The 23067-nt window shown below is 60.2% G+C and carries 24 protein-coding genes; 14 read left to right on the top strand and 10 right to left on the bottom strand.

Features of this window, described 5'->3' with window-relative positions; all coding sequences use genetic code 11:
* Positions 1-75: 75 nt before the first annotated feature.
* A complete protein-coding gene (locus ACMGGK_RS04540) occupies positions 76-1248 on the bottom strand; it encodes an MFS transporter (protein ID WP_420276715.1) in 1173 nt (390 codons plus the stop codon).
* Between the two features lie 90 nt (positions 1249-1338).
* Complete coding sequence (locus tag ACMGGK_RS04535; RefSeq protein WP_049300413.1) at positions 1339-2244, bottom strand: LysR family transcriptional regulator; 906 nt, start codon at positions 2242-2244, stop codon at positions 1339-1341.
* 105 nt (positions 2245-2349) lie between these two features.
* Here ACMGGK_RS04535 and ACMGGK_RS04530 point away from each other — a divergent pair, with 105 nt between their 5' ends.
* Complete coding sequence (locus tag ACMGGK_RS04530) at positions 2350-3732, top strand: MFS transporter (protein ID WP_197766435.1); 1383 nt, start codon at positions 2350-2352, stop codon at positions 3730-3732.
* A complete protein-coding gene (locus tag ACMGGK_RS04525; RefSeq protein WP_151254252.1) occupies positions 3729-4109 on the top strand; it encodes a DUF4440 domain-containing protein in 381 nt (126 codons plus the stop codon). The genes ACMGGK_RS04530 and ACMGGK_RS04525 overlap by 4 nt, the downstream gene beginning before the upstream one ends.
* Positions 4110-4304: 195 nt before the next feature.
* Here the strand turns inward: ACMGGK_RS04525 and asr are convergent, their stop codons facing one another.
* Positions 4305-4655 (bottom strand): acid resistance repetitive basic protein Asr, encoded by a 351-nt coding sequence (gene asr, locus ACMGGK_RS04520; protein ID WP_004928953.1) that lies wholly within the window; start codon positions 4653-4655, stop codon positions 4305-4307.
* A gap of 229 nt (positions 4656-4884) precedes the next feature.
* Between asr and ACMGGK_RS04515 the strand changes: the two genes are divergently transcribed.
* From ACMGGK_RS04515 to nrdF, 5 genes are all read left to right on the top strand, one after another.
* Positions 4885-5193, top strand: a complete 309-nt coding sequence (locus ACMGGK_RS04515) for a DUF883 family protein (protein WP_004928950.1) — start codon at positions 4885-4887, stop codon at positions 5191-5193.
* A 495-nt stretch (positions 5194-5688) separates the two neighbouring features.
* Positions 5689-5919, top strand: coding sequence for a glutaredoxin-like protein NrdH (nrdH, locus tag ACMGGK_RS04510; RefSeq protein WP_004928934.1), 231 nt, complete (start codon positions 5689-5691; stop codon positions 5917-5919).
* A gap of 9 nt (positions 5920-5928) precedes the next feature.
* Positions 5929-6333 carry a class Ib ribonucleoside-diphosphate reductase assembly flavoprotein NrdI gene (gene nrdI, locus ACMGGK_RS04505; protein ID WP_004928930.1) on the top strand — a complete coding sequence of 135 codons (405 nt, stop codon included), beginning with the start codon at positions 5929-5931 and terminating at the stop codon, positions 6331-6333.
* A complete protein-coding gene (nrdE, locus tag ACMGGK_RS04500) occupies positions 6315-8459 on the top strand; it encodes a class 1b ribonucleoside-diphosphate reductase subunit alpha (RefSeq protein WP_072009650.1) in 2145 nt (714 codons plus the stop codon). The genes nrdI and nrdE overlap by 19 nt, the downstream gene beginning before the upstream one ends.
* Before the next feature lie 8 nt (positions 8460-8467).
* Positions 8468-9439, top strand: a complete 972-nt coding sequence (gene nrdF, locus ACMGGK_RS04495) for a class 1b ribonucleoside-diphosphate reductase subunit beta (RefSeq protein WP_033639549.1) — start codon at positions 8468-8470, stop codon at positions 9437-9439.
* A gap of 43 nt (positions 9440-9482) precedes the next feature.
* On the opposite strand, the gene ACMGGK_RS04490 is transcribed toward nrdF, so the two are convergent.
* From ACMGGK_RS04490 to ACMGGK_RS04475, 4 genes are all read right to left on the bottom strand, one after another.
* On the bottom strand, positions 9483-9770 hold the full coding sequence (locus ACMGGK_RS04490) for a type II toxin-antitoxin system RelE/ParE family toxin (RefSeq protein WP_028127519.1): 288 nt from the start codon (positions 9768-9770) through the stop codon (positions 9483-9485).
* Complete coding sequence (locus tag ACMGGK_RS04485; protein WP_016929838.1) at positions 9770-10057, bottom strand: CopG family ribbon-helix-helix protein; 288 nt, start codon at positions 10055-10057, stop codon at positions 9770-9772. The genes ACMGGK_RS04490 and ACMGGK_RS04485 overlap by 1 nt, the downstream gene beginning before the upstream one ends.
* A gap of 77 nt (positions 10058-10134) precedes the next feature.
* Entirely contained in the window at positions 10135-10329 is a 195-nt protein-coding gene (locus tag ACMGGK_RS04480; RefSeq protein WP_420276714.1) for a DUF1289 domain-containing protein, read from the bottom strand.
* A gap of 64 nt (positions 10330-10393) precedes the next feature.
* Complete coding sequence (locus ACMGGK_RS04475) at positions 10394-11134, bottom strand: SDR family oxidoreductase (protein ID WP_049300416.1); 741 nt, start codon at positions 11132-11134, stop codon at positions 10394-10396.
* 102 nt (positions 11135-11236) lie between these two features.
* On the opposite strand from ACMGGK_RS04475, the gene ACMGGK_RS04470 reads away from it, so the two are divergent.
* Complete coding sequence (locus ACMGGK_RS04470) at positions 11237-12130, top strand: LysR family transcriptional regulator (protein ID WP_048795850.1); 894 nt, start codon at positions 11237-11239, stop codon at positions 12128-12130.
* Between the two features lie 12 nt (positions 12131-12142).
* Here the strand turns inward: ACMGGK_RS04470 and ACMGGK_RS04465 are convergent, their stop codons facing one another.
* Complete coding sequence (locus tag ACMGGK_RS04465) at positions 12143-13087, bottom strand: MBL fold metallo-hydrolase (protein WP_110147328.1); 945 nt, start codon at positions 13085-13087, stop codon at positions 12143-12145.
* 206 nt (positions 13088-13293) lie between these two features.
* On the opposite strand from ACMGGK_RS04465, the gene ACMGGK_RS04460 reads away from it, so the two are divergent.
* Positions 13294-14265, top strand: coding sequence for a patatin-like phospholipase family protein (locus ACMGGK_RS04460; RefSeq protein WP_151254251.1), 972 nt, complete (start codon positions 13294-13296; stop codon positions 14263-14265).
* Between the two features lie 98 nt (positions 14266-14363).
* On the opposite strand, the gene ACMGGK_RS04455 is transcribed toward ACMGGK_RS04460, so the two are convergent.
* Entirely contained in the window at positions 14364-15719 is a 1356-nt protein-coding gene (locus tag ACMGGK_RS04455; protein WP_016929843.1) for a 2-hydroxycarboxylate transporter family protein, read from the bottom strand.
* Positions 15720-16045: 326 nt separating this feature from the next.
* Between ACMGGK_RS04455 and ACMGGK_RS04450 the strand changes: the two genes are divergently transcribed.
* The 5 genes from ACMGGK_RS04450 (at position 16046) to proX (ending at position 22136) form a co-directional block, all read left to right on the top strand.
* A complete protein-coding gene (locus tag ACMGGK_RS04450) occupies positions 16046-17638 on the top strand; it encodes an ATP-binding protein (protein WP_033639542.1) in 1593 nt (530 codons plus the stop codon).
* A gap of 32 nt (positions 17639-17670) precedes the next feature.
* Positions 17671-18357 (top strand): response regulator, encoded by a 687-nt coding sequence (locus tag ACMGGK_RS04445; RefSeq protein ID WP_033639541.1) that lies wholly within the window; start codon positions 17671-17673, stop codon positions 18355-18357.
* Positions 18358-18763: 406 nt separating this feature from the next.
* Positions 18764-19966: a glycine betaine/L-proline ABC transporter ATP-binding protein ProV gene (gene proV, locus ACMGGK_RS04440; protein WP_016929846.1), complete on the top strand. Its 1203-nt coding sequence runs from the start codon at positions 18764-18766 to the stop codon at positions 19964-19966.
* Positions 19959-21065, top strand: coding sequence for a glycine betaine/L-proline ABC transporter permease ProW (gene proW / locus ACMGGK_RS04435; RefSeq protein ID WP_143779232.1), 1107 nt, complete (start codon positions 19959-19961; stop codon positions 21063-21065). The genes proV and proW overlap by 8 nt, the downstream gene beginning before the upstream one ends.
* Positions 21066-21134: 69 nt before the next feature.
* A complete protein-coding gene (gene proX, locus ACMGGK_RS04430; protein ID WP_016929848.1) occupies positions 21135-22136 on the top strand; it encodes a glycine betaine/L-proline ABC transporter substrate-binding protein ProX in 1002 nt (333 codons plus the stop codon).
* A 30-nt stretch (positions 22137-22166) separates the two neighbouring features.
* On the opposite strand, the gene ACMGGK_RS04425 is transcribed toward proX, so the two are convergent.
* The gene (locus ACMGGK_RS04425) at positions 22167-23045 is read right to left on the bottom strand and encodes a LysR family transcriptional regulator (protein ID WP_016929849.1); all 879 of its coding nucleotides are present in this window, start codon (positions 23043-23045) and stop codon (positions 22167-22169) included.
* Positions 23046-23067: the final 22 nt, after the last annotated feature.

Here is a 23067-nt window from a genome sequence, read left to right as displayed (position 1 = left end):
GAGCGACCTTACCGTAATCATTCACCGAAACAATGATTTTCTGGGGAGGAATCCGGGTTTCGGACTATTCCTGAATCAGGCCCGGCGGCGCTGCAGCAGGCGCAGGGTGAGCAGCACCCCGAGCGCCACCAGCAGCGCCGCCGCCAGATAAATCGACGGCACGCCCGCTTGTCCAATAAGCAGCCCGGCCAGCGGGCCGGTGATGCCCAACGCCAGGTCGAGGAACGCCGAATAGGTGCCGAGCGCCGTGCCCTGATTCTGCGGCGGCACCTGTTTCACCGCCTCAACGCCCAGCGCCGGGAACACCAGCGAAAAACCGGCGCCGGCCAGCAACGCGCCGGTTTGCACCATCCAGGGTTCGCCGGCCAGCCAGATCAACAGCAGCCCGACGATCTCGACCAGAAACGACGCCAGCGTCACCTTCAACCCGCCGTGGCGGTTAATGACGTTGCTGAAGATCAGGCGGATGCCGACGAAGGCGCAGCTGAACAGCGTCAGCGAAAACGCCGCGCCGCTCCAGCCTTTGTCGGCGTAGTAAAGGGTGATGAACGTGGCGATCACGCCGAAGCCGACGGTGCCCATCGCCAGCCCGAGACCATAGGCCCAGATGCGGCCGAACACCGCGCGGAAGGCGATGCGCTGCCCAGCCGCGATCGAGACGTCCGGCTTGCCGCTCGCCAACAGCAGCGCCACCGCGACCGCCAGCACAATCAGCGCCGCCACCCCGGCCAATCCCCACTGCTGGTTCAGATACACGCCGAGCGGCGCGCCGGCCGCCATCGCGCCGTAGGTGGCGACGCCGTTCCAGGAGATCACCCGCGCAGTGTGCATCGCCCCAACCCGGCCGATGCCCCACAGCGTGGAACCGGTGCTGGCGAAGCTTTCGCCGACGCCGAGAAACACCCGCCCCACGCACAGCAACAGCAGGCTGAGCCACGGGTAACCGTCAACGCCGAACGCCAGCGCGTAAAACAGGCCGCTGGCGCCGCAGCACGCCAGGCCGAACAGCACCACCTTCTTCGGCCCCAGCTGATCGGCGCAACGCCCGGCGTGCGGGCGGCTGAACAGCGTGGCGAAGTATTGCGCGCTGATGATAAGGCCCGCCAACACCGAGTTGTAGCCCAGGTGGTCATGCACAAATCCCGGCAACACCGCCAGCGGCAGGCCGATGGTCAGGTAGCAGACGAAGGTGAACATCACCACGGACAAAATACGTCGGTTCAGTTGGAAGTTATTTTCTGCGGTCATCGAAGGTGGCTCGCATCGGACGAGGTAGACGAAGCGTTCCAGCATACCCCGATGAGATTTGATGATAAATGAGAGAGTTATAACGAATTATTATTTCGCTAACGATTTTGCCGCCACCCGCGCGCGCAGAAAATCGATAAACGCCCGCACCTTCTCCGGCACGTGACGGGTATTCGGGTAGAGCGCATAGATGCTCTGCTCGGGGAAACGGTGATCCGGCAGCAACCGCTGCAACCTGCCGGCATCGATGTCGGGCTGCGCCAGCCACGCCGGCAGCAGCGCCACCCCGGCGCCATGCAGGGCGAACGCCAGCAATGCCGCGGCGCTGTCGCCGGTAAGCGTGGCGGCGTCCGCGACCTTGAACAGCACCGCTTCGCGCTGCGGCGTGACCACCTGCCAACTGAGCGGCGAACTGAGCCGGCTGTGGGCGATCCACTGCGCCTGCGCCAGATCCGTCAGCGAATGAATCGGCCGCTCGGCCAGATAATCCGGCGACGCCACCGGAAAAATGGCGAAGCTGTCAATTAGCGCCGCGCGGTGGCTGGAATCCGCCAGCTGGCCCAAGCGGATCGCCACGTCGAAGCGCTCCGAAATCAGATCGGCATGATAGGAAGAAGACACATGCTGGATACGCAGGCGCGGATGCTGGCGCGAAAACGCCGCCAGCGCCGGCGCCACCACCTGCGCACCGTACTCCGGCGTGCTGGTGATGCGCAGCACGCCGCTCAGCCCGTGATGATCGCGTCGCACGTCGTCCAGCACGTTTTCCGCCTCCTGCAACAATTGCTGGCTGCGCTGATAGAAGCGTTCGCCGGCATCGGTCAGCGACAATCGTCGGGTGCTGCGCGCCAGCAGTGACACCCCCAGCTCATTCTCCAGTTGCTTGACGTTAAAGCTCACCACCGCCTTGGTTTGCCCCAGCGCCGCCGCCGCCGCGGTAAAGCTGCCCGCTTCCACCACCGCCGCGAAGATCGCCAGACGCTGCAAATTCAGCATTTCGCCGCCCTTATTGTCAAAATCATTTTGACAGTGTAATCGCCCGCCGCCGATTTATCCGCACTTTTCCCCCCGATACACTGCTCGCCTTCAACCGGAGGCACCATGTCTTATCGCAGCAAAGTGGCAATCGTCTATCTGCTCGGCTTTTTCGTCGATCTGATCAATATGTTTATCGCCAATGTCGCCTACCCCGCCATCGGCCAGGCGATGCGAGCATCGGTCAGCCAACTGGCGTGGGTCAGCAACGGCTATATTCTCGGCCTGACGCTGGTGATCCCGCTCAGCGCCTGGCTGGCGCAGCGCATCGGCGGACGGCGAGTATTTCTGCTGTCGCTGGCGCTGTTCATGCTGGCCACCCTCGGCGCAGGCAACGCCGACAGCATCGGCGCGCTGATCGGCTGGCGCACCCTGCAGGGCATGGGCGGCGGCTTGCTGATCCCCATCGGCCAGACGCTGACCTATCAGCTGTACCGCAGCCATGAACGCGCCGGGCTGTCGGCGGCCATCATGTTGGTGGGGCTGCTGGCGCCGGCGCTGTCACCGGCGCTGGGCGGCTGGTTCGTCGATCGGTTGGACTGGCGCTGGGTGTTTTTCGCCAACCTGCCGCTGGCGGCCCTGGCCCTGGCGCTGGCGGCGCTGTGGCTGCGCGCGGAAGCGCCGACGGCGGCGTGCAAACCGCTGGACGCGACAGGATTACTGAGCGCCTGCGCGGCGCTGACGCTGCTGCTGCTCGGCCTGACCCGGCTGAGCGAAGCCGGCCATCAGGTTTCCGGTGCGGCGCTGCTGGCTGCCGGCCTGCTGGTGCTGGCCTCTTATCTGCGCCATAGCCTGCGAACCCCGCAGCCGCTGCTGAACCTGCGGCTGGTCGCCGATCCGCTGCTGCGCAACGCCATGGCGGTTTATTTGTGTATTCCCGGCCTGTTCATCGGCGTCAGCCTGGTGGCGATGCTGTATCTGCAAAACCAGCTGGGCATGCCCGCCGCACAGGTCGGCGGCCTGATGCTGCCCTGGGCGCTGGCGTCGTTCCTGGCCATCACGCTGACCGGCAAAACCTTTAACCGCCTCGGCCCGCGGCCGCTGCTGATCGTCGGCTGTCTGTTGCAAGGCGTCGGCATGCTGACGCTGGCGCAGATCGATCAGGCCGGGCAGCACGCGTTGCAGATCGCCGCCTTTGCCCTGATGGGGTTCGGCGGCAGCCTGTGCAGTAGCACCGCGCAGAGCAGCGCGTTCCTGCAGATCCCCGACGCTCAGCTGGCGGACGCCAGCGCGCTGTGGAATATCAACCGCCAACTCAGTTTTTGCCTCGGCGTGGCGCTGCTCAGCCTGCTGCTGAATCTGCTGCTGGCCGTGTTGCCGCCCGCGACGGCTTACCGCACCTGCTTCATTCTGGCGGGCGCCAGCGTACTCATCCCGCTGCTGCTGTGCCTGCGCCTCGCCAACCGCGCCATCGTGCGCCAACTCAACGCTCAACAGGATGCTTTATGAACCCGTATTTTACCGAAGTGATCGACGCCCACATCGCCATTGAACGCTGGCTGGGCAAAGGGACCGGAGAAGAGCAGGCGCTGCTGGCGCGCTTTACGCCGGATTTCAGCATGATCGCGCTGAACGGCGCTCCGCTGGATTTCACCGCGCTGTGCGCTTTTTTCCACGCGCATCGCGCCGCCAAACCGGGTTTGGAAATCGAGATAGAAGAGATGAAGCTGGTGGCCGAATGGCCGACGGGCGCGGTAGTCAGCTACCGGGAAAAACAGAGTCTGCCGGGACAAAGCGCTACGCTGCGCTACTCCACGGTGGTATTTGAACGTCAGCCCAACGCGCTCGGCTGGCGGCATTTGCACGAAACCGTCGCGGTGCAATGATCACAGGAAGCTGCCGGCCAAAAACAGTTCCCAACCGACGATCACCCCGCACAGGGTTACCGCGCTGAAAATAACTTCAAACAGATAGCGATTGATCATCGTGCGTCGCCTCAAAAGAAGACACCCGGAAGAACCGGGTGTCTGGAGTACGGACTGGAGCGTGCGGAACCTTCCGGTTCCGCAAACATCACTTAATTAAGCTTTTTTACCGGCTTTTTTGTGGTGTTTTTTAGCGGCCTGAGCTTTCTGCACTGGCGCTTTTTTGTGGTGTTTTTTAGCAGCCTGGGCTTTCTGAGCTGGCGCTTTTTTGTGGTGTTTTTTAGCGGCCTGAGCTTTCTGGGCTGGCGCTTTTTTGTGGTGCTTGGCTTTCTTGTGGTGCGTTGCTTTAGCTGGCGCTTTTTCAGCAGCAGCCGCTGGCGCAGCGGTGGTGGTGGTCGCAGCTGGTGCGGTGGTGGTAGCCGGAGCAGTAGCTGCGGTATCAGCAGCGAAAGCAACAGAAGACAGACCCATAGTGGCAGCAACGATCAGCGCTAATACTTTTTTCATCTTTAAATCCTCAGAGTGTTGTTTCGGTAAGCTCCGGTGGAGCCGTTGAAACAGATACTAGTGGAATCAAACCGCCGCTTCCGTGAGTGATTGGTTTCGCCGAGTAACCAAATGTACAAAGCCCAGGCGCCGGCAAACACCTGCGTGACGGCGGTTTTTTTCCGTGATCGGCCACGCAAATCTCGGCATGGTCTACACTTGAAAGACATGTGTCGAAATGGAGAGCTGAATGTTTAAGAAAGCGGAAAGAACAGAACGCGATATCGATCAGGACGTCACTCTGTTGGCCGATACGCTGGATGAAGTGTTGCGCGAGTCCGGTGACAAGACCAAAGAGGAACTGAAAGAGCTGCACAGCAAGGCGAAAGGCGTGCTGCGCGACGCCCGGGCGCGGTTCAATGGCTCCACCAGTCTGACACAGCATGCGCGCGACGCGGTCGATCAAGCCGACAGCTATGTGCGTGACAAACCTTGGCAGGGCGTAGGGATCGGTGCCGCCGTCGGCATCGTGCTCGGCGTGCTGCTGGCCCGGCGTTAACACCCCTGCAGTCATAAAGATAAAACAGATGTGCGTCTGGCCCGCGGAAATCGCGGGCCGTTTAATTTGTGCGAAACAGCTGCGCCAGCCCCTGTACCGCCCGCTCCGCCTCCTCTCGCCGGCTGAAATTGGCGCCCCCCGACAGTAACCCCCGCCCCGCCGGATGGTCGATGCGCTAATCAGAGAGCGCCTTCAATCGTCTGGCCGTCAGCATGCGTCAGAATGCGCTCGACTCCCCCTCTTCACTGAGAGAGGAGAATTTCTCACCCGAAAAAATTTTTCCCTCGCCTTTTCCAGCCCCGACGCGGCCTACGTACCCAACCCCACAAAACACCATATATAGCGTGGTTGATAAATTAAATATCTACATATAGTATTTTATCTATCAGCCGCAGGGACCGTTGTTCGGTTGATAACGCCGTCAGAAACGCCAGGAACGATGCTCCGTTATCTGACTTGTCCGCCTTTCCTTCAGCCTAAAGGTAAATGCGAATCATGAGCATTATTATTTACAGCAAGCCGGACTGTGTCCAGTGCAACGCCACCTATCGCGCATTTGATAAACAGGGGATTGATTATCAGGTGATCGACCTCACCCAGGATCAGCAGGCGCTGAACCACGTTAAATCCTTAGGTTATCAGCAAGTTCCGGTGATTATCGCCGGTGACGATCACTGGTCCGGTTTCCGGCCGGACAAAATCGGCGCGCTGGCGCTCACCTGCTGAGGCTCGGCGATGAATCCGCTGGTCTATTTCTCCAGCAGTTCGGAGAACACCCACCGATTCGTTGAGAAACTGGGCCTGCCGGCGATCCGCATTCCGATCGCCGGCGCCCGCAGCAAATTGCTGATGGAACAACCCTATATCTTGATCGTACCCAGCTATGGCGGCGGCAGTGCCGTCGGCGCGGTGCCGATCCAGGTGATCCGCTTTCTCAACGTTCCGCAAAACCGTTCATACCTGCGCGGCGTCATCGCCGCCGGGAACACCAACTTCGGCGCAGCGTACGGCATCGCCGGCGACATCATCGCCAAAAAATGCCAGGTGCCTTTTTTGTACCGCTTCGAGCTGCTCGGCACTACGCAAGACGTTGAAAACGTTAGACAGGGAGTAACCGCATTTTGGCAACGACAGAATTGACCAGGCCCGAGACGGGCGCGCTGGATTACCATTCGCTCAACGCGATGCTCAATCTTTACGATGCGGAAGGCCGGATCCAGTTCGATAAAGATCGGCTGGCGGCGCGGCACTACTTCCTGCAGCACGTCAACCAAAACACCGTGTTCTTCCATAACCTGGAGGAAAAGCTGCGCTATCTGGTGGAAGAAGGCTACTACGAGCCGCAGGTGCTGGCGCAGTACGAATTCCCGTTTATCAAGCAGCTGTTCCAACAGGCCTACGCCAAGAAATTCCGCTTCGAGACCTTCCTCGGCGCCTTCAAGTACTACACCAGCTATACGCTCAAAACCTTCGACGGCAAGCGCTATCTGGAACGCTACGAAGACCGGGTGTGCATGGTGGCGCTGACGCTGGCGGCGGGCGACACCGCCCTGGCGCAGGATCTGGTGGAAGAGATGATTTCCGGCCGCTTCCAGCCGGCCACGCCGACCTTCCTCAACTGCGGCAAACGCCAGCGCGGTGAGCTGGTCTCCTGCTTCCTGCTGCGCATCGAAGACAATATGGAATCGATCGGCCGGGCGGTGAACTCCGCGCTGCAGCTGTCGAAACGCGGCGGCGGCGTGGCCTTCATGCTGAGCAATATTCGCGAGGTGGGCGCGCCGATCAAGCGCATCGAGAACCAGTCCTCCGGCGTCATTCCGATCATGAAAATGCTCGAAGACGCCTTCTCCTACGCCAACCAGCTCGGCGCGCGCCAAGGGGCCGGCGCGGTGTATCTCAACGCCCACCACCCGGATATCCTGCGTTTTCTCGATACCAAGCGGGAAAACGCCGACGAGAAGATCCGCATCAAAACGCTGTCGCTGGGGGTGGTGATCCCGGATATCACCTTCGAGCTGGCGAAGAACAACGAAGAAATGTACCTGTTCTCGCCCTACGACGTCGAACGGGTGTATGGCGTGCCGTTTTCGGAGATTGCCGTCAGCGAGAAGTACCGCGAGATGGTGGACGACAAGCGCATCCGCAAGTCGCGCATCAACGCGCGCGAGTTCTTCCAGGTGCTGGCGGAGATCCAGTTCGAATCCGGCTACCCCTACGTGATGTTCGAGGACACGGTCAACCGGGAGAACCCGATCGCCGGGCGCATCAACATGAGCAACCTGTGTTCGGAGATCCTGCAGGTCAACCGCGCCAGCACCTATCACGAGGATCTGAGCTACGATCGCATCGGCAAGGATATCTCCTGCAACCTCGGCTCGCTGAACATCGCCAAAACCATGGACGCGCCGGACTTCGGCAAGGCGATCGAGACCGCGATCCGCGCGCTGACCGCGGTGGCCGACATGAGCGATATCCGCTCGGTGCCGTCGATCGCCGAAGGCAACCGCAGCGCCCGCGCCATCGGTCTGGGCCAGATGAACCTGCACGGTTACCTGGCGCGCGAGCGCATCTTCTACGGCTCGGAAGAAGGCATCGACTTCACCAATCTCTATTTCTATACCGTGGCCTATCACGCCATCCGCGCCTCTAACCGGCTGGCGATCGAGCGCGGCGGCGCCTTTGATGGCTTTGAGCACTCTCGCTATGCCAGCGGCGAGTACTTCGACAAGTACACCGAGCGCGACTGGCTGCCGCAGACCGAGCGGGTGCGCGAGCTGTTCGCCGCCGCCGGCATCGCCATTCCGGGCCGCGACGACTGGCGCGCGCTGCGTCAGTCGGTGATGATGCACGGGCTGTACAATCAGAATCTGCAGGCGGTGCCGCCGACCGGCTCCATCTCGTACATCAACAACGCCACCTCCAGCATCCATCCGATCGTCTCGCGCATCGAGATCCGCAAGGAAGGCAAGATCGGCCGCGTTTACTACCCGGCGCCGTACATGACCAACGACAACCTGGCGTATTACCAGGATGCCTACGAGATTGGCCCGGAAAAAATCATCGATACCTATGCCGCCGCGACGCAACACGTCGATCAGGGGCTGTCGCTGACGTTGTTCTTCCGCGATACCGCCACCACCCGCGACATCAACCGCGCGCAGATCTACGCCTGGCGCAAAGGCATCAAGACCATTTACTACATCCGCCTGCGCCAGATGGCGCTGGAAGGCACCGAGGTGCAGGGCTGCGTGTCCTGCGCGCTGTGAGGCAACTTATGACGACCGTAACATCGGCGCCGCTGGTGCGCGCCATCAACTGGAACATCATCGAAGACGACAAGGATCTGGAGGTATGGAACCGCCTGACCTCCAACTTCTGGCTGCCGGAAAAGGTGCCGCTGTCCAACGATATCCCCTCCTGGGCCACGCTGACGCCGAAGGAGCAGCAGCTGACCATTCGGGTATTTACCGGGCTGACGCTGTTGGACACCATCCAGAACACCGTCGGCGCGCCGGCCCTGATCGCCGATGCGCTGACGCCGCACGAAGAGGCGGTGTACTCCAACATCAGCTTTATGGAGGCAGTGCACGCCCGCTCTTACAGCTCAATCTTCTCCACCCTGTGCCAAACGCCGGACGTGGACGACGCCTATCGCTGGAGCGAGGAAAACCGCGCGCTGCAGAAGAAAGCCGGCATCATTCTGGCGCACTACCGCAGCGACGATCCGCTGCTGAAAAAGGTCGCCAGCGTGTTCCTAGAGTCGTTCCTGTTCTATTCGGGCTTTTATCTGCCGATGTACTGGTCCAGCCGCGCCAAGCTGACCAACACCGCCGATCTGATCCGCCTGATCATTCGCGACGAGGCGGTGCACGGCTACTATATCGGCTATAAGTTCCAGAAAGGGCTGGAGAAAGTGGACGCCGCGCGGCGCCAGCAGGTGAAAAACTTTGCCTTCGACCTGATGCAGGACCTGTACGACAACGAGGTGCGTTACACCGAGGAGCTGTACGACGGCGTCGGCTGGACGGAAGACGTGAAGACCTTCCTTCACTACAACGCCAACAAGGCGCTGATGAACCTGGGGTATGAAGCGCTGTTCCCGCCGGCGATGGCGGAGGTCAACCCGGCGATCCTGTCGGCGCTGTCGCCGAACGCCGACGAAAACCACGACTTCTTCTCCGGTTCAGGTTCGTCTTACGTCATCGGCAAGGCGGTCAACACCGAGGATGAGGACTGGGATTTCTGAGGACATGACAGCGATGCCGGTCTTTCAGGCCGGTATCGTGCATTCAATACCCTTGTTCTTTCTGACTGCGGATCGCCAGAACAAACGCCGTATCGATATCAGGAATGTATTTGTAGAGCGCCAAATAACCGCGAGCTTGCTGCCCAATAATCAATTCACGCAGCCCTGCGCCAAGGGACCGTCCGATCAATGGATTATGTTCCAATACCGCAATTGCATGGATGATTTCCTGAATGCGCCGCCCTGAATCCGCAGCGCCATACTGAGCCAAATGAGCGAGAACACGTTCGATATCATCCCTGACCTCTGGCGCCAACTCGACATTTGCCATCAGCGTCCCAGTTTTTTAACAGGAGGTTTGACAGCGGCAGTATCACCCGCTGCGTAATTTTCCAAATAACCGCGCATCTCTTTCCAAGAGACCGTCTCTCCCGTCGCAATTATCTTGGCATAGCGTTTTTCCGCTTCATTCTCAAAGTCACGGCGCAACTCTTCTTGCTGCGTTTTCTCCGCTATTGCCTGCAAAATAAAGCTGTGAGACGTGACGCCTACCTGCTCGGCGACGACAGCGACTCGGGCTTTAAGCTCATCTGGAATACGAATGGTCGTCGTCGACATAATCGCTCCTAACGTCGGTCAATCACATGTAGCTCAATTGTGCTACATGAAGTCTGACAGCGCAATAATGCAGAGGATTATTTCACCGATTGACGCAGCTCAAGCCGCCGCCAAATAGCGCGTTTCTCCGCGTCGCTGGCGGTCGGCCAGGCGGCGATCTCCGCCCGCGTGCGCCGGCATCCGCGACACTGCTGGGTTTCGTCGTCGAACCGGCACAGGCTTACGCAGGGCGATCTGACGCCAGGATGGGATTGCTGAGTGTGGCCCGCCATACGTTGCCCTTGATGTGATATGTTCCGCCACAGGATACCCGATCCTGCGGCGGCGCGTCGCCAATCAGATGATGCCGCCGTTGGCGCGCAGGGTTTGGCCATTGATCCAGCCGCCGTCTGCCCCGGCGAGGAAAGCCACCGCCGCGGCGATATCGTCCGGCGTGCCCAGACGTTCCAACGGCGCCATCTTCGCCAGCCGCTCGATAAGCTCCGGGGTTTTGCCGTCGAGGAACAAGCCGGTGGCGGTCGGCCCCGGCGCGACGGCGTTCACCGTGATATTGCGGCCGCGCAGCTCTTTCGCCAGCACGCTGGTCAGCGCTTCGATCGCCGCCTTGCTGGCGGCATACATGCCGTACCCCGGCTGCAGCAACCCCACCACGCTGGAGGAGAAGTTGATGATGCGGCCGTTGTCACGCAGGCGCTTCGCCGCCTCGCGCATCGCATTGAAGCTGCCTTTCAGGTTGATGTCGAGCAGGCGATCCGCATCTTCATCACGCATGTCCGCCACCGGCGCCAGCGCGATCACCCCGGCGTTATTGACCAGCACGTCGACGCCGCCAAACGCCCGTTCGGCGCTGTCGAACAGTTGGGCGACCGCAGCCGCATCGCTGACGTCGGCCTTGACACTCAAGGCGCGGCCGCCGCGCTGTTCTATCTTGCCCACCAGCTCATCGGCCGGCGCCGGATTGCCTGAATAGTTGATGATGACGGTAAAGCCATCGGCGGCCAGACGCTTGGCGATGGCCGCGCCGATGCCGCGGGATGCGCCGGTGACGATGGCGACGCGTTGAGTCGCGTGATTCATGGATATCTCCTCATCGGGTTAATGTACAGTCATCATGCACCTTTCGGCATGGCGAATAATCCCCTATTCTTCGTTATCACTATCCGAAATAAACGAACAATTATGGACAGAATCGACGCCATGCGCCTGTTCACCCGCGTGGTAGAACAACGCAGCTTCACCCAGGCGGCGCAGGATCTGAACCTGCCGCGATCCACCGTGACCGACGCCATCAAACAGCTCGAAGCCCGGCTGCAGGTCAGGCTGCTGCAACGCACCACCCGCCACGTCAGCCCGACGCTGGACGGCGAAGCCTACTATCAGCGTTGTCTGAGCATTCTGGCGGACATCGAAGAAGCGGAGATGGCGTTCGCCGGCGCCAAACCGCGCGGATTGCTGCGCATCGACGTGCACGGCACGCTGGCGCGCCATTTTCTGTTGCCCGATTTGCCGGATTTTTTGGCGCAATACCCGGATATCGAGCTTTATATGAGCGAAGGCGATCGGCTGGTGGACGCGCTGCGGGAAGGCATCGACTGCGTGGTGCGCGTCGGCAAACTGCGGGACAGCGACATGGTGGCGCGCCGCCTGGGCGAGCTGGAAGAGGTGACCTGCGCCGCCCCGGCCTACCTGCAGCGCTTCGGCACGCCGCAAAGCCTGGACGATCTGCGCCATCACCGCATGGTGGGCTTTCGCTCTTCGGCGACCGGCGCGCTGATGCCGCTGGCGTTCACGGTGGCGGGACAAGCGCAACCCGTCACGCTGCCGGCGACGGTGTCGGTCACCGCGGCGGAGAGCCTGGTCGCCGCCGCCCGCGCCGGACTGGGCATCATTCAGGTGCCGCGCTATCACCTGCGCGGCGATCTGGCCGACGGCAGCCTGTTGCCGCTGCTGCCGGATTGGCCTTCTCCTCCGATGCCGGTCTCGCTGCTTTATCCGCGCAACCGCCAGCTGTCGCCGCGGGTGCGCGTGTTTCTCGACTGGTTCAGCCGGGTGTTCGCCGAGCGGAACCGATAACGAGAGCGGGCGTTACAGCGCGCCGTAGTTCAACGGCACCCAGGTGTAACCGTCGCCCTGGCGGTTCAGATACCCCAACCCCGGGAACGACAGGTGTGCGCCGCCGACCAGTTCGCTCTGCCGCGCGCTGTCGCCAAATATCCGCAGCCGCTGAGCGACAGCCGCCTTGGCGTCGCTGTCAAAGCTGATAGCCACCTTCGGATGCGGCAACTGCACCGCCGCCACGTGGATCAGATCCCCCAACAGCAACAGCTTCTTGCCCTGGCTGGTCACCTGATACACGCTGTGCCCCGGCGTATGGCCGTGGGCGGCGAAGGCGGCAATGCCCGGCGACAGTTCACCGTCGCCGCTGAACGGCTTAAAGTGGCCCATCGCCTGGTATGGCTTGATCGCCGCCTGGGCCCGTTCGAAGTTGCTTTTACTGCCTGCGCTGGCCTGTTTCAGTTGGTCCGCGCTCAGCCAGAATTCCGCGTCCTGGCTGGCGGCGCGCACCACCGCATTGGGGAATACCGCCTTGCCGTCGTGCGTCAGGCCGCCGAGGTGGTCCGGGTGCATGTGGGTCAGGTAGATCTCATCCACCTGCTCCGGCTGGTAGCCCGCCGCGCGCAGGTTATCCACCAGCTTGCCCAGGCCGTCGCCCAGCAGTTGGCCGGCGCCGCTGTCGATCATCACCAGCTTGTCGCCGGTATTGATCAGATAGGCATTGACCGAGGTGACCACCGGCAGGCTTTGATGCCGCTCGGCCAACCCGGCGGCGATCTGCTGCGGCGTGGTGTTCAGCAACAGTTTGTCCGCCGGCAGGCGAATGATGCCGTCGGATAACGCGGTCACTTCAAAACTGCCCAGCATGATGCGGTAAAATCCCGGCGTCGGGGTTTTGGCCTGCGGCGCGGCGGCCCCGGCCTGTAATGACATAACGGCCAGCGCCGCGCCCAGCAGACAACGTTTCCAGAACATGATGACTCCTTGCGAGAATTGAACAGCGCTAAGTATTGACGCAAAAAGCCCGATGCGCCTGTTTAATAAATGCCTTTGATAAATATATAAACAATATATTTATTATGAATAATTTTGTTTGCCGACTCACACAACCCCAATCAATATTTTCCGGTTCGCGACTTGGTTATTTTTCTTACTCCCTAAATCAAGAGTGAGGAAATATCATGAACTATCAATTCGAAAATCTGGTCTTTGAAGGCGGCGGCGTAAAAGGCATCGCCTATGGCGGCGCGCTGGAATTGCTGGAAGCCAAAGGCATCATGCCGCAGATCAAGCAAACCTCCGGCGCCTCGGCGGGCGCCATCGCCGCGCTGCTGGTCGGCCTGGGCTGCAGCTCGGCGGACGTAACCAAAATTCTGTCGGCGATGGATTTTAAAAAATTCCTCGATTATAACGGCGGCTTTTTCGGTACGCTCCAGGACGCCTATCGCCTGTTCAATCAATACGGCATCGCGCCCGGCGATTATTTCTATCAATGGTCACGCGATATTATCAAGCAATATACCGGCAACCCGGATATCACCTTCGAGCAGTTCGAAGCGATGAAGGCGGCGAAAGGGTTCAAGTCGATTTACTTTATCGGCGCCAACCTCAACAGCGGCCAACGCGAAGTTTATTCGTACCGCACTACGCCGCGCATGAAAGTGGCGGACGGCCTGCGCATTTCGATGTCGTTCCCGTTCGCCTTCGTGGCGAAGAACAATACCCTGGGCGACCTGTGCATTGATGGCGGCATGATCGACAACTACCCGGTGCGGCTATTCGACTATGACTTCTCCGCCACGCCGCCTTACATCGACGTCTCCAGCCAGCGCATCAACACCCGCACCCTGGGCCTTCGCCTGGACTCCGCCGGTGAAATCGCCCAGGCCGCCGGTCAGGCCGGCTCGCGCACGCCGGTCAACAACCTGTTTGATTTCACCCTGGCGGTGGCCAACGTGATGCTGGACATCCAAACCAAGGTGCATCTGGACAGCGACGACTGGAAGCGCACCGTGTATGTCGACACGCTCGACGTCGGCACGCTGGAGTTCGGCATCAGCGAGGAGAAAAAACGCGCGCTGATCGAATCCGGCCGCCGCGGCGTAGAGCGCTACTTCGCCTGGTACGACGCCGCCATGAAACAGGCGGCATAACCGGCGTTCCCCTTGCCCGCGCGTCTGGCCGGCGCGCGGGCAAAAAAAATCCCCGCGGGGGCGGGGAAAGGCAAAGTAACGCTAAGGATTTATAGGAGTTATACGAAGAACTTGGCCAACACCAGCAGCGACAGCGAGACGTTGATAGCGCCCCCGATACGCGTAGCGATCTGGGCGAACGGCATCAACGACATGCGGTTGCCGGCGGTGAGGATCGCGACGTCGCCGGTGCCGCCCTGCCCGCTCTGGCAACAGGAGACAATCGCCACGTCGATAGGGTGCATGCCGATTTTCTTGCCGACGAAGAAACCGGTCGCCACCAGCGCGCTGACGGTCGTGACGATCACGATCAGATTCTGGACGGTGAACGCATCCACCAGCTCCTGCCACGGCGTGATGGCCACCCCGACCGCGAACAGGATCGGATAAGTCACGGCGGTGCGGAAGAATTTGTACACCACCTGCGAGCCTTCCTGAATTCGCGGCGATACCCCGTGCGCCAGCTTCACCGCCACGGCGGCGAACAGCATGCCCACCGGCGCCGGCAGGCCAATCAGGCGATGCAGCAGCATGCCCACCATATACAGCAGAATAGCCAGCAACGCGCCGCAGGCGATGGTGCTGACGTCCACCTTGCCGCTGATTTTTTCCACCGCGTTCATGCCGCTGTCGCCCTGCTTGCTCGGCATCAGGCTGCCTTCGCCGGTCAGGTGCGGATAACGCTTGCCCAGTTGGTTGAGCAGGCCGGCGATGACGATGGCGGTCAGGCTGCCGAGCATCACGATCGGCAGAATGCGCCCCAACGCCACGCCCTGCTCCATGTGCAGGATCGCCGCGTAGCCCATCGACAGCGGGATCGCCCCTTCACCCACGCCGCCGGCCATGATCGGCAGGATCAGGAAGAAGAAGATCTGGAACGGCTCCAGGCCCAGCGCCATGCCGACGCCCATCCCCACCAGCATGCCGACGATCTCGCCGCACAGCATCGGAATGAAGATGCGCAGGAAGCCCTGGATCAGCACCTGGCGGTTCATGCTCATGATGCTGCCGACGATGATGCAGCAAATGTAGAGATAAAGAATGTTGGTCGATTTGTAGAACTTGGTGGTCGACTCCACCACCACGTCCGGCAACAGGCCATAGTGCACCAGCGCGGAAGGAATGAAGGTGGCGCAGATCGCCGCCGCGCCCATTTTGCCGATCAACGGCAGCCGTTTGCCGAATTCGCCGCAGGCGAAACCGAAGAACGCCAGGGTGGCCACCATCACCACGATATCGCTCGGCAATTTGCCTTCCAGGCAGTCGAGCAGAATCAATACGCCGGCCAGAATAAAGAACGGTAACGGAATAATCCCTACTTTATAATTGTCCAGTATCCGCCACCATTTCTCACGCAGAGGAATATCGGCGGTCTTGTCTTTGGCTACGAGGTAAGAATCATCTGTTGTGCTCATAATCTGGCCTCTTATTAGTTTGTTCAGCCATCATAGAGAAGCGCACGGATTATCTGCTGTGATTATGTTCAAAGTTAAAAAGGGTTTTTAATGGTGGTTATGGTTTCTATGGGGTTAATTAAGATTATGTAAAAACCGACGTGGTTTTAATGGTGTTAATACCGTTTTTATTTTAAAGCTTATCAATTTTATCGCAGGCGAACAATTCTCGTCCGGTTCACTCTAATCCCGTGTGAGGGATCACAAGTTGATCGGGCGCAATATTACAGACCCCGCTTCTCGTGATAGGGTAAGGCTTCAGGATCTCTTTACGGTGAAGCTCCGCCATGCGCCTCAAACTCTCATTTCAAATCAAACTGTTTCTGTGCCTGGTGGCCTTCTCCTGCCTGCTGCTGACCTGTATCGGCGCCTACACCTATTACCAGCTGGATGCGCAACTGCACCGCGATCTCGGCGCCCGCGCCCAGGTGCAGGCGCGGGAAATCGCCCTTATCCCTTCGCTGGTGGACGCGGTGGAAAAACACGACGCCGCCAGAATTGCCGCGCTGATGAAAAAAATCCGCGCCAGCAGCGACGCCAGTTATATCGTCATCGGCGATAATCACGCCCGCCATCTTTATCATTCCGAATACGAAGGCCGCTTGGGCACGCCGATGATCGGCGGCGATAATAAAGAGGTGCTGGAAGGGAAAAGCATTATTTCCATTCGCAAGGGCGGCATTGGCGTTTCATTGCGCAGCAAGGCGCCGATCCTGGATGAAAATAATCACGTGATCGGCATCGTTTCCGTCGGCTATTTGAAATCGCACATCGATAATTTAAATGCCAGGACGTTGACGCAAATTATCGGCTCCATCGTTCTGCTGCTGATCGCCCTGTTCGTTTTTTCCTGGCTGCTGTCGAAAAATCTCAAGCGCCAGATGTTCTGGCTGGAACCGAAAGAGATCGCGCTGCTGGTGCGCCAGCAAAAAGCGCTGCTGGAAGCCATTTATGAGGGCGTGATCGCCATCGATCCGCAATTGCGGATCATCACCATCAACCATGCGGCGCGCGAGCTATTGGATCTGCACCAGCCCGCCGCCAGCTTGCTGGGCCGGCCGATCGGCGACGTGATCCAGGCGCAGCCGGACTTCTTCGCCGCCGCGCAACTGGGCCAGGATACGCACGACGAGGTGTGCCGCTTCAACCACGTGCGGGTGATCGCCAGCCGGGTGCGCATCATGCAGGAGCAGGAGCTGCAAGGCTGGGTGATCAGCTTCCGCGACAAGAACGATATCAATACGCTGAGCAGCCAGCTCAGCCAGGTGAAACGCTATGCCGACAATCTGCGCATCATGCGCCACGAGCAGCTGAACTGGACCGCCACGCTGGCCGGGCTGCTGCATATGCAGCGCTACGACGAGGCCATCCGCTATGTGGAAGCCCAGTCGGAGGGCGCGCAGGAGATCCTCGATTTCATCTCGCAGCGCTTCAGTTCGGCGGCGCTGTGCGGCCTGCTGCTGGGCAAATATTCCAGCGCCAGAGAAAAAGGCATCGAGCTGCGCTTCGATCCGGCCTGCCAGCTGCGGCAGATCCCGGCGGCGCTGAATGAGACCGAACTGATGTCGATCGTCGGCAATCTGCTGGATAATGCGGTGGAAGCGACGCTGCACTGCCCGGCGCCGCACGACGCGATCGAACTCTATATCAGCGACGGCAGCGACGAGCTGGTGATCGAGGTGGCGGATCGCGGCACCGGCATCGCCGAGGAGATTCGTGATACGCTGTTTGAACAGGGCGTCACCACCAAAGCGGATAAAAGCGACCACGGCATCGGCCTGCATCTGGTCGCCAGCCATGTGGCGCAGGCGCACGGCAGCATAGAAGTGTCGGACAACGAGCCGCACGGCGCGATATTCTCTATATTTATCCCTAAATAAAACCCATAACCCGATTTTTTGAGCACCCGATTATGTCACACCTAACACTGGACGTTCTGATCGTGGAAGACGAGCCGCAACTGGCGACGCTGCACGCGGAGTTCATCGAGAAAAATTTCAACCTGCGGGTGGTGGCCTACGCCGCCACGCTGGCCGAAGCGCGGGCCAAAGCCAACGCACATCAGCCGCGGCTGATCCTGCTGGATAACTTCCTGCCGGACGGCCAGGGCATCGAGCTGATGGAAGAGCCGGCGGTGAAGAACCCCGCCTGTTCGGTGATTTTCATCACCGCCGCCAGCGACATGCATACCTGCAGCCAGGCGATCCGCAACGGCGCTTTCGATTACATCATCAAGCCGGTGTCCTATAAGCGACTGCGCAATTCGCTCGAACGCTTCATGCAGTTCGTGCAGACCCAGCGCACCTTCAAGATCATCGATCAGGACAACGTCGATGCGCTGTACAACCTGCAGTCGAAGCAGTTCTCCAGCGAGCCGAGCGCCAAAGGCATCGAAACCAATACCCTCGAGCTGGTGCAGGCGCTGTTTATCGCCCAGCCGGCGGTGGCGCATGCGGTGGAAGACGTGGTTGAGCAAGTCGGCATCAGCAAGACCACCGCCCGCCGTTATCTGGAGTATTGCGTCGCCACCCAGTTCGTGCGGGTGGAGATGCTGTACGGCAATATCGGCCATCCGCGGCGGCTGTACCGCAAGGCCTGAGGCTGCCATCTGGCTGTCATACTAAGGCGATAACATGACGCTCGACGATATCCCCCTCGATATCGGCACCTGTCGTTAAAACTGATGAAATACTGATGACTTTTGCCCGGCCTCTGGTCGGGTTTTTTATTATCCGAACGGCAGGCGCGGCGCCCAAATATCTCTCTGCGCCACACCGTATTATTTTCCCAAAAACCAAACCATTATGCCGAATAATGGCCGTCAATTTTGAGTCACGGGCCAAATTACCATAACTAATTAAAACCTTGATGTAAACCACTAATATCCCATTTAAATGACATTGAGGGTTGTCTCAGATATTCACTGTGTTAGGGTAAAAAGCTCTTTTATTTTGCTAAGGACAGCCCATAACGCGTTAATTAAACCAGAGGAAACAGCAAATTGCATGGCAATTAAACTCGAAGTAAAGAACCTGTATAAGATATTTGGCGAGCACCCGGAGCGCGCATTCAAACTGCTGGATAAAGGTCTGACAAAAGATCGGCTGTTTGAAAAAACCGGCTTATCGCTCGGCGTAAAAGACGCCACTCTGGCCATTGAAGAAGGCGAGATATTTGTCATCATGGGGCTCTCCGGTTCCGGCAAGTCCACCCTGGTACGCCTTCTCAATCGTCTGATAGAACCCACCCGCGGTCAGGTGCTGATCGACGGTGAGGACATCGCCAAAATATCCGACACCGCGCTGCGCACCGTGCGGCGAAATAAGATCAGCATGGTATTTCAGTCATTCGCGCTAATGCCGCACATGAATGTTCTGAATAATACCGCCTTTGGCATGGAATTAGCCGGAATACCGCTGCAGGAACGCCAGGAAAAAGCGCTGGATGCCCTGCGTCAGGTCGGGCTGGAGAATTATGCGCTGTCTTATCCGGATGAATTATCCGGCGGTATGCGCCAGCGCGTAGGATTAGCCCGCGCCATGGCCAATAACCCGGATATATTATTGATGGACGAAGCCTTCTCGGCGCTCGATCCGTTAATTCGCACCGAAATGCAGGATGAGCTGGTGAAATTACAAGCTCAGCATCAGCGCACCATCGTGTTTATCTCCCACGATCTGGACGAAGCGATGCGCATCGGCGATCGCATCGCCATCATGCAGGGCGGTGAGGTGATCCAGGTCGGCACGCCGGACGAGATCCTGAACAACCCGGCCAACGACTATGTGCGCACCTTCTTCCGCGGCGTGGACATCAGTCATGTGTTCAGCGCCAAGGATATCGCCCAACGGCGCCCGGTGACGCTGATCCGCAAAACCCCCGGTTTTGGCCCTCGCTCGGCGCTGCAGCTGCTGCGCGATGAGGACCGTGATTATGGTTATGTTGTTGAACGCGGGAAGAAATTTATCGGCGTGGTGTCGATAGAGTCGCTGAAAAAAGCGCTGTCCGCCAATCAAACGCTGGACGATGCCCTGCTCGAGGCCCCCGCCGCCGTGCCGGCCGACACACCGCTCAGCGATCTGATTTCCCTGGTCGCCCAGGCGCCGTGCGCGGTGCCGGTGGTGAGCGAAGAACATAACTATCTCGGCATCATCTCCAAGGCCATGCTGCTGCAGGCGTTGGACAAGGAGGGCTCAACCAATGAGTGATACCACGCAAACCCAAGATCCCTGGGCTACCGCAGCGGCCGATACCGGCTCCGCACCTGCCAGCGATGCCGCCGCCAACGCCGGCGACGCCTGGTCCAGCGCGCCGCCGCCGGCCGCTCATGACGCCGCCGGGCAAAGCGCCGATTGGCTCAGCGGCGCCCCGGCGCAGCCGGAGCACTTCAGCCTGCTCGATCCGTTCCACAAAGCCTGGGTGCCGTTCGACACCTGGGTCACGCAAGGCATCGACTGGCTGGTGCTGCACTTCCGCCCGCTGTTCCAGGGCATCCGCGTGCCGGTGGACATGATCCTGAGCGGCTTCCAGCAATTGTTGCTGGGCATGCCGGCGCCGATCGCCATTCTGGTGTTCTCGCTGCTCGCCTGGCAGATCTCGGGCCTCGGCATGGGCGCCGCGACGCTGCTCTCCCTGATCGCCATCGGCGCCATTGGCGCCTGGTCGCAGGCGATGGTCACGCTGGCGCTGGTGCTGACCGCGCTGTTCTTCTGCATCCTTATCGGCCTGCCGCTCGGCATCTGGCTGGCGCGCAGCAAGCACGCCGCCAAGGTGATTAGACCGCTGCTCGACGCGATGCAAACCACCCCGGCCTTCGTCTACCTGGTGCCGATCGTCATGCTGTTCGGCATCGGCAACGTGCCGGGCGTGGTGGTCACCATCATCTTCGCGCTGCCGCCGATCGTGCGTCTGACCATTCTGGGCATCAAACAGGTGCCGGAGGATCTGATCGAGGCCGCCGAATCCTTCGGCGCCAGCCCGCGCCAGCTGCTGTTCAAGGTGCAGTTGCCGCTGGCGATGCCGACCATCATGGCCGGCGTGAATCAGACGCTGATGCTGGCGCTGTCGATGGTGGTCATCGCCTCGATGATCGCCGTCGGCGGTTTGGGCCAGATGGTGCTGCGCGGCATCGGTCGGCTGGACATGGGCCTGGCCGCCGTCGGCGGGGTCGGCATCGTGATCCTGGCGATCATTCTCGATCGCCTCACCCAATCGCTGGGTCGCGATCGCCGCAGTAAAGGCATCGGCCGCTGGTATCGCCGCGGCCCTATCGGGCTGCTGACTCGCCCGTTCATCAAGCAAGCCTGACGCTTTTCCCGCCGGCGGCTGCGGCCCCGGCGGGCTATGACACCACCACATCGAAAGAGGGGAAACACTATGCGCACCACGGGCATCTGGGCTCTCGCCCTGACGACGCTGATTGGCTCACAGAGCGTGAGCGCGGCAGATTTACCCGGCAAGGGGATCGCGGTACAGCCGGTGCAAAGCACCATATCCGAAGAGACGTTCCAGACGCTGCTGGTCAGCAAAGCGCTGGAAAAATTGGGTTATGACGTGAAAGAACCGCGTGAAGTGGATTACAACGTCGCCTACACCTCGATCGCCTCCGGCGATGCGACCTTTATCGCGGTCAACTGGGATCCGCTGCACGCCGATCAGTACAAGGCCGCCGGCGGCGACGCCAAGTTCTACCGCGAAGGCGTCTACGTCAACGGCGCCGCGCAGGGCTACCTGATCGACAAGAAAACCGCTGAGCAATACCACATCACCAACGTCGAGCAGCTCAAGGATCCCAAGATCGCCAAGCTGTTCGACACCAACGGCGACGGCAAGGCCGATCTGACCGGCTGCACCCCGGGCTGGGGCTGCGAAGCGGTGATCAACCATCACATCAAGGCCTATGGCCTGAGCAACACCGTCGAACACAACCAGGGCAACTACGCGGCGATGATCGCCGACACCATCACCCGCTACAAAGAGGGCAAACCGGTGCTGTATTACACCTGGACGCCGTACTGGGTCAGCGATGTGATGGTGCCGGGCCGCGACGTGGTCTGGCTGCAGGTACCGTTCTCTTCCTTGCCGGGCGAGCAGAAGAACGTCGATACCAAGCTGCCTAACGGCGCCAACTACGGCTTCCCGGTCAACACCATGCGCATCGCCGCCAACAAGCAGTGGGCCGAAGCCAACCCGGCGGCCGCCAAGCTGTTCGCCATCATGAAGCTGCCGATCGCCGACATCAACGCGCAAAACCTGCGCATGCATGAAGGCCAGGCTTCGGAAGCCGATATCCAGAACCACGTTAACGGCTGGATCAAGGCGCACCAGGCGACCTTCGACGGCTGGGTGAAAACCGCCGCCGCAGCGGCGAAGTCGTAACCGTTCAGGGGCGCCGCCTTTGCCGCGCCCCTACCCCGCCATATCGATGCCGCTGAACTGTAAAAAACGTGCGGCGGCGTTCGACAAGGGCTGCGGCCAGATGCAATACACCTGGCGCCGCGGCCCGTCTTCAATCGGAATCGACACCAGCGCGCTTAAGCGTTGCGCGGTCGAGACAGGTACGATGCCCGCCGCCAACCCGCGCCGCACCAGATTCTCCAGCCATTCGATATGATCGATTTCAAAACTGACGTGTCGGCGGATGCCCGCCGCCTGAAAGGCGCGGTCGGTTTGGCGCCGCGCGCCGGTGCCGCTGTAGAAATCCACCAGCGGTACTTCCGCCAGCGCTTGCAGGTTTACCCGCTCGCGGTTGGCCAGCGGGTGCTGCGGCGCCACCAGCGCCACCAGTGGCTCATCGGTCAACTGCCGGTGCGACATCGGCAGTAAATCGACATCGCCGGGCCAAATGCCGACGAACGCCATATCGCACTTCTGCTGACGCACATCCTCCAGCAGGGCTTCGCTCATGCCAACGTACAGGCGGATGTTCACCGCCGGATAGTGGCGATGAAACTTGTCGAGCTTTTCGGTCAGATCAATCGCGTTTATGGTTGAAATCGTGCCGATGGTCAGGGTGCCGGACACCGCATCGCCAGCGGCGGTCACCTCCTCCACCAGCGCCTGCTGCGCCGCCAACAGTCGCTGCGCCGACGGAATGAAAGCCTGGCCGGCGGGGGTCAACCGCACCCGGCGCGAGGTGCGTTCAAACAGCGTACAGCCCAGCTCTTCTTCCAGTTTGGCGATCTGGTGGCTGAGCGCCGACTGCACCGTATGGCAGCGCTGCGCCGCCCGGGTGAAACTCTGTTCTTCTGCCACCGCCAGCGCGTAGCGGATCTGTTTCAGGTTCATGGCATCTATCTTGAAATGAGAT

Source organism: Serratia sp. BNK-33-b, assembly GCF_048684565.1.
In the GTDB taxonomy this organism is placed as follows: Bacteria; Pseudomonadota; Gammaproteobacteria; order Enterobacterales; family Enterobacteriaceae; genus Serratia; species Serratia marcescens.
The sequence above is the reverse complement of the archived record's forward strand: the minus strand, read 5'-3'. Positions and strand labels throughout refer to the sequence as shown.

Coding starts and splice junctions, on each gene's coding strand:
- proX (WP_016929848.1), top strand. CDS start 21,135: ATGCGCACCACGGGCATCTGGGCTCTCGCCCTGACGACGCTGATTGGC.
- ACMGGK_RS04455 (WP_016929843.1), bottom strand. CDS start 15,719: ATGAGCACAACAGATGATTCTTACCTCGTAGCCAAAGACAAGACCGCC.
- ACMGGK_RS04425 (WP_016929849.1), bottom strand. CDS start 23,045: ATGAACCTGAAACAGATCCGCTACGCGCTGGCGGTGGCAGAAGAACAG.
- ACMGGK_RS04460 (WP_151254251.1), top strand. CDS start 13,294: ATGAACTATCAATTCGAAAATCTGGTCTTTGAAGGCGGCGGCGTAAAA.
- ACMGGK_RS04540 (WP_420276715.1), bottom strand. CDS start 1,248: ATGACCGCAGAAAATAACTTCCAACTGAACCGACGTATTTTGTCCGTG.
- ACMGGK_RS04530 (WP_197766435.1), top strand. CDS start 2,350: ATGTCTTATCGCAGCAAAGTGGCAATCGTCTATCTGCTCGGCTTTTTC.
- ACMGGK_RS04475 (WP_049300416.1), bottom strand. CDS start 11,134: ATGAATCACGCGACTCAACGCGTCGCCATCGTCACCGGCGCATCCCGC.
- proW (WP_143779232.1), top strand. CDS start 19,959: ATGAGTGATACCACGCAAACCCAAGATCCCTGGGCTACCGCAGCGGCC.
- ACMGGK_RS04450 (WP_033639542.1), top strand. CDS start 16,046: ATGCGCCTCAAACTCTCATTTCAAATCAAACTGTTTCTGTGCCTGGTG.
- ACMGGK_RS04525 (WP_151254252.1), top strand. CDS start 3,729: ATGAACCCGTATTTTACCGAAGTGATCGACGCCCACATCGCCATTGAA.
- asr (WP_004928953.1), bottom strand. CDS start 4,655: ATGAAAAAAGTATTAGCGCTGATCGTTGCTGCCACTATGGGTCTGTCT.
- nrdI (WP_004928930.1), top strand. CDS start 5,929: ATGAATCCGCTGGTCTATTTCTCCAGCAGTTCGGAGAACACCCACCGA.
- nrdF (WP_033639549.1), top strand. CDS start 8,468: ATGACGACCGTAACATCGGCGCCGCTGGTGCGCGCCATCAACTGGAAC.
- ACMGGK_RS04535 (WP_049300413.1), bottom strand. CDS start 2,244: ATGCTGAATTTGCAGCGTCTGGCGATCTTCGCGGCGGTGGTGGAAGCG.
- ACMGGK_RS04480 (WP_420276714.1), bottom strand. CDS start 10,329: ATGGCGGGCCACACTCAGCAATCCCATCCTGGCGTCAGATCGCCCTGC.
- ACMGGK_RS04485 (WP_016929838.1), bottom strand. CDS start 10,057: ATGTCGACGACGACCATTCGTATTCCAGATGAGCTTAAAGCCCGAGTC.
- proV (WP_016929846.1), top strand. CDS start 18,764: ATGGCAATTAAACTCGAAGTAAAGAACCTGTATAAGATATTTGGCGAG.
- ACMGGK_RS04490 (WP_028127519.1), bottom strand. CDS start 9,770: ATGGCAAATGTCGAGTTGGCGCCAGAGGTCAGGGATGATATCGAACGT.
- nrdH (WP_004928934.1), top strand. CDS start 5,689: ATGAGCATTATTATTTACAGCAAGCCGGACTGTGTCCAGTGCAACGCC.
- ACMGGK_RS04465 (WP_110147328.1), bottom strand. CDS start 13,087: ATGTTCTGGAAACGTTGTCTGCTGGGCGCGGCGCTGGCCGTTATGTCA.
- ACMGGK_RS04470 (WP_048795850.1), top strand. CDS start 11,237: ATGGACAGAATCGACGCCATGCGCCTGTTCACCCGCGTGGTAGAACAA.
- ACMGGK_RS04515 (WP_004928950.1), top strand. CDS start 4,885: ATGTTTAAGAAAGCGGAAAGAACAGAACGCGATATCGATCAGGACGTC.
- ACMGGK_RS04445 (WP_033639541.1), top strand. CDS start 17,671: ATGTCACACCTAACACTGGACGTTCTGATCGTGGAAGACGAGCCGCAA.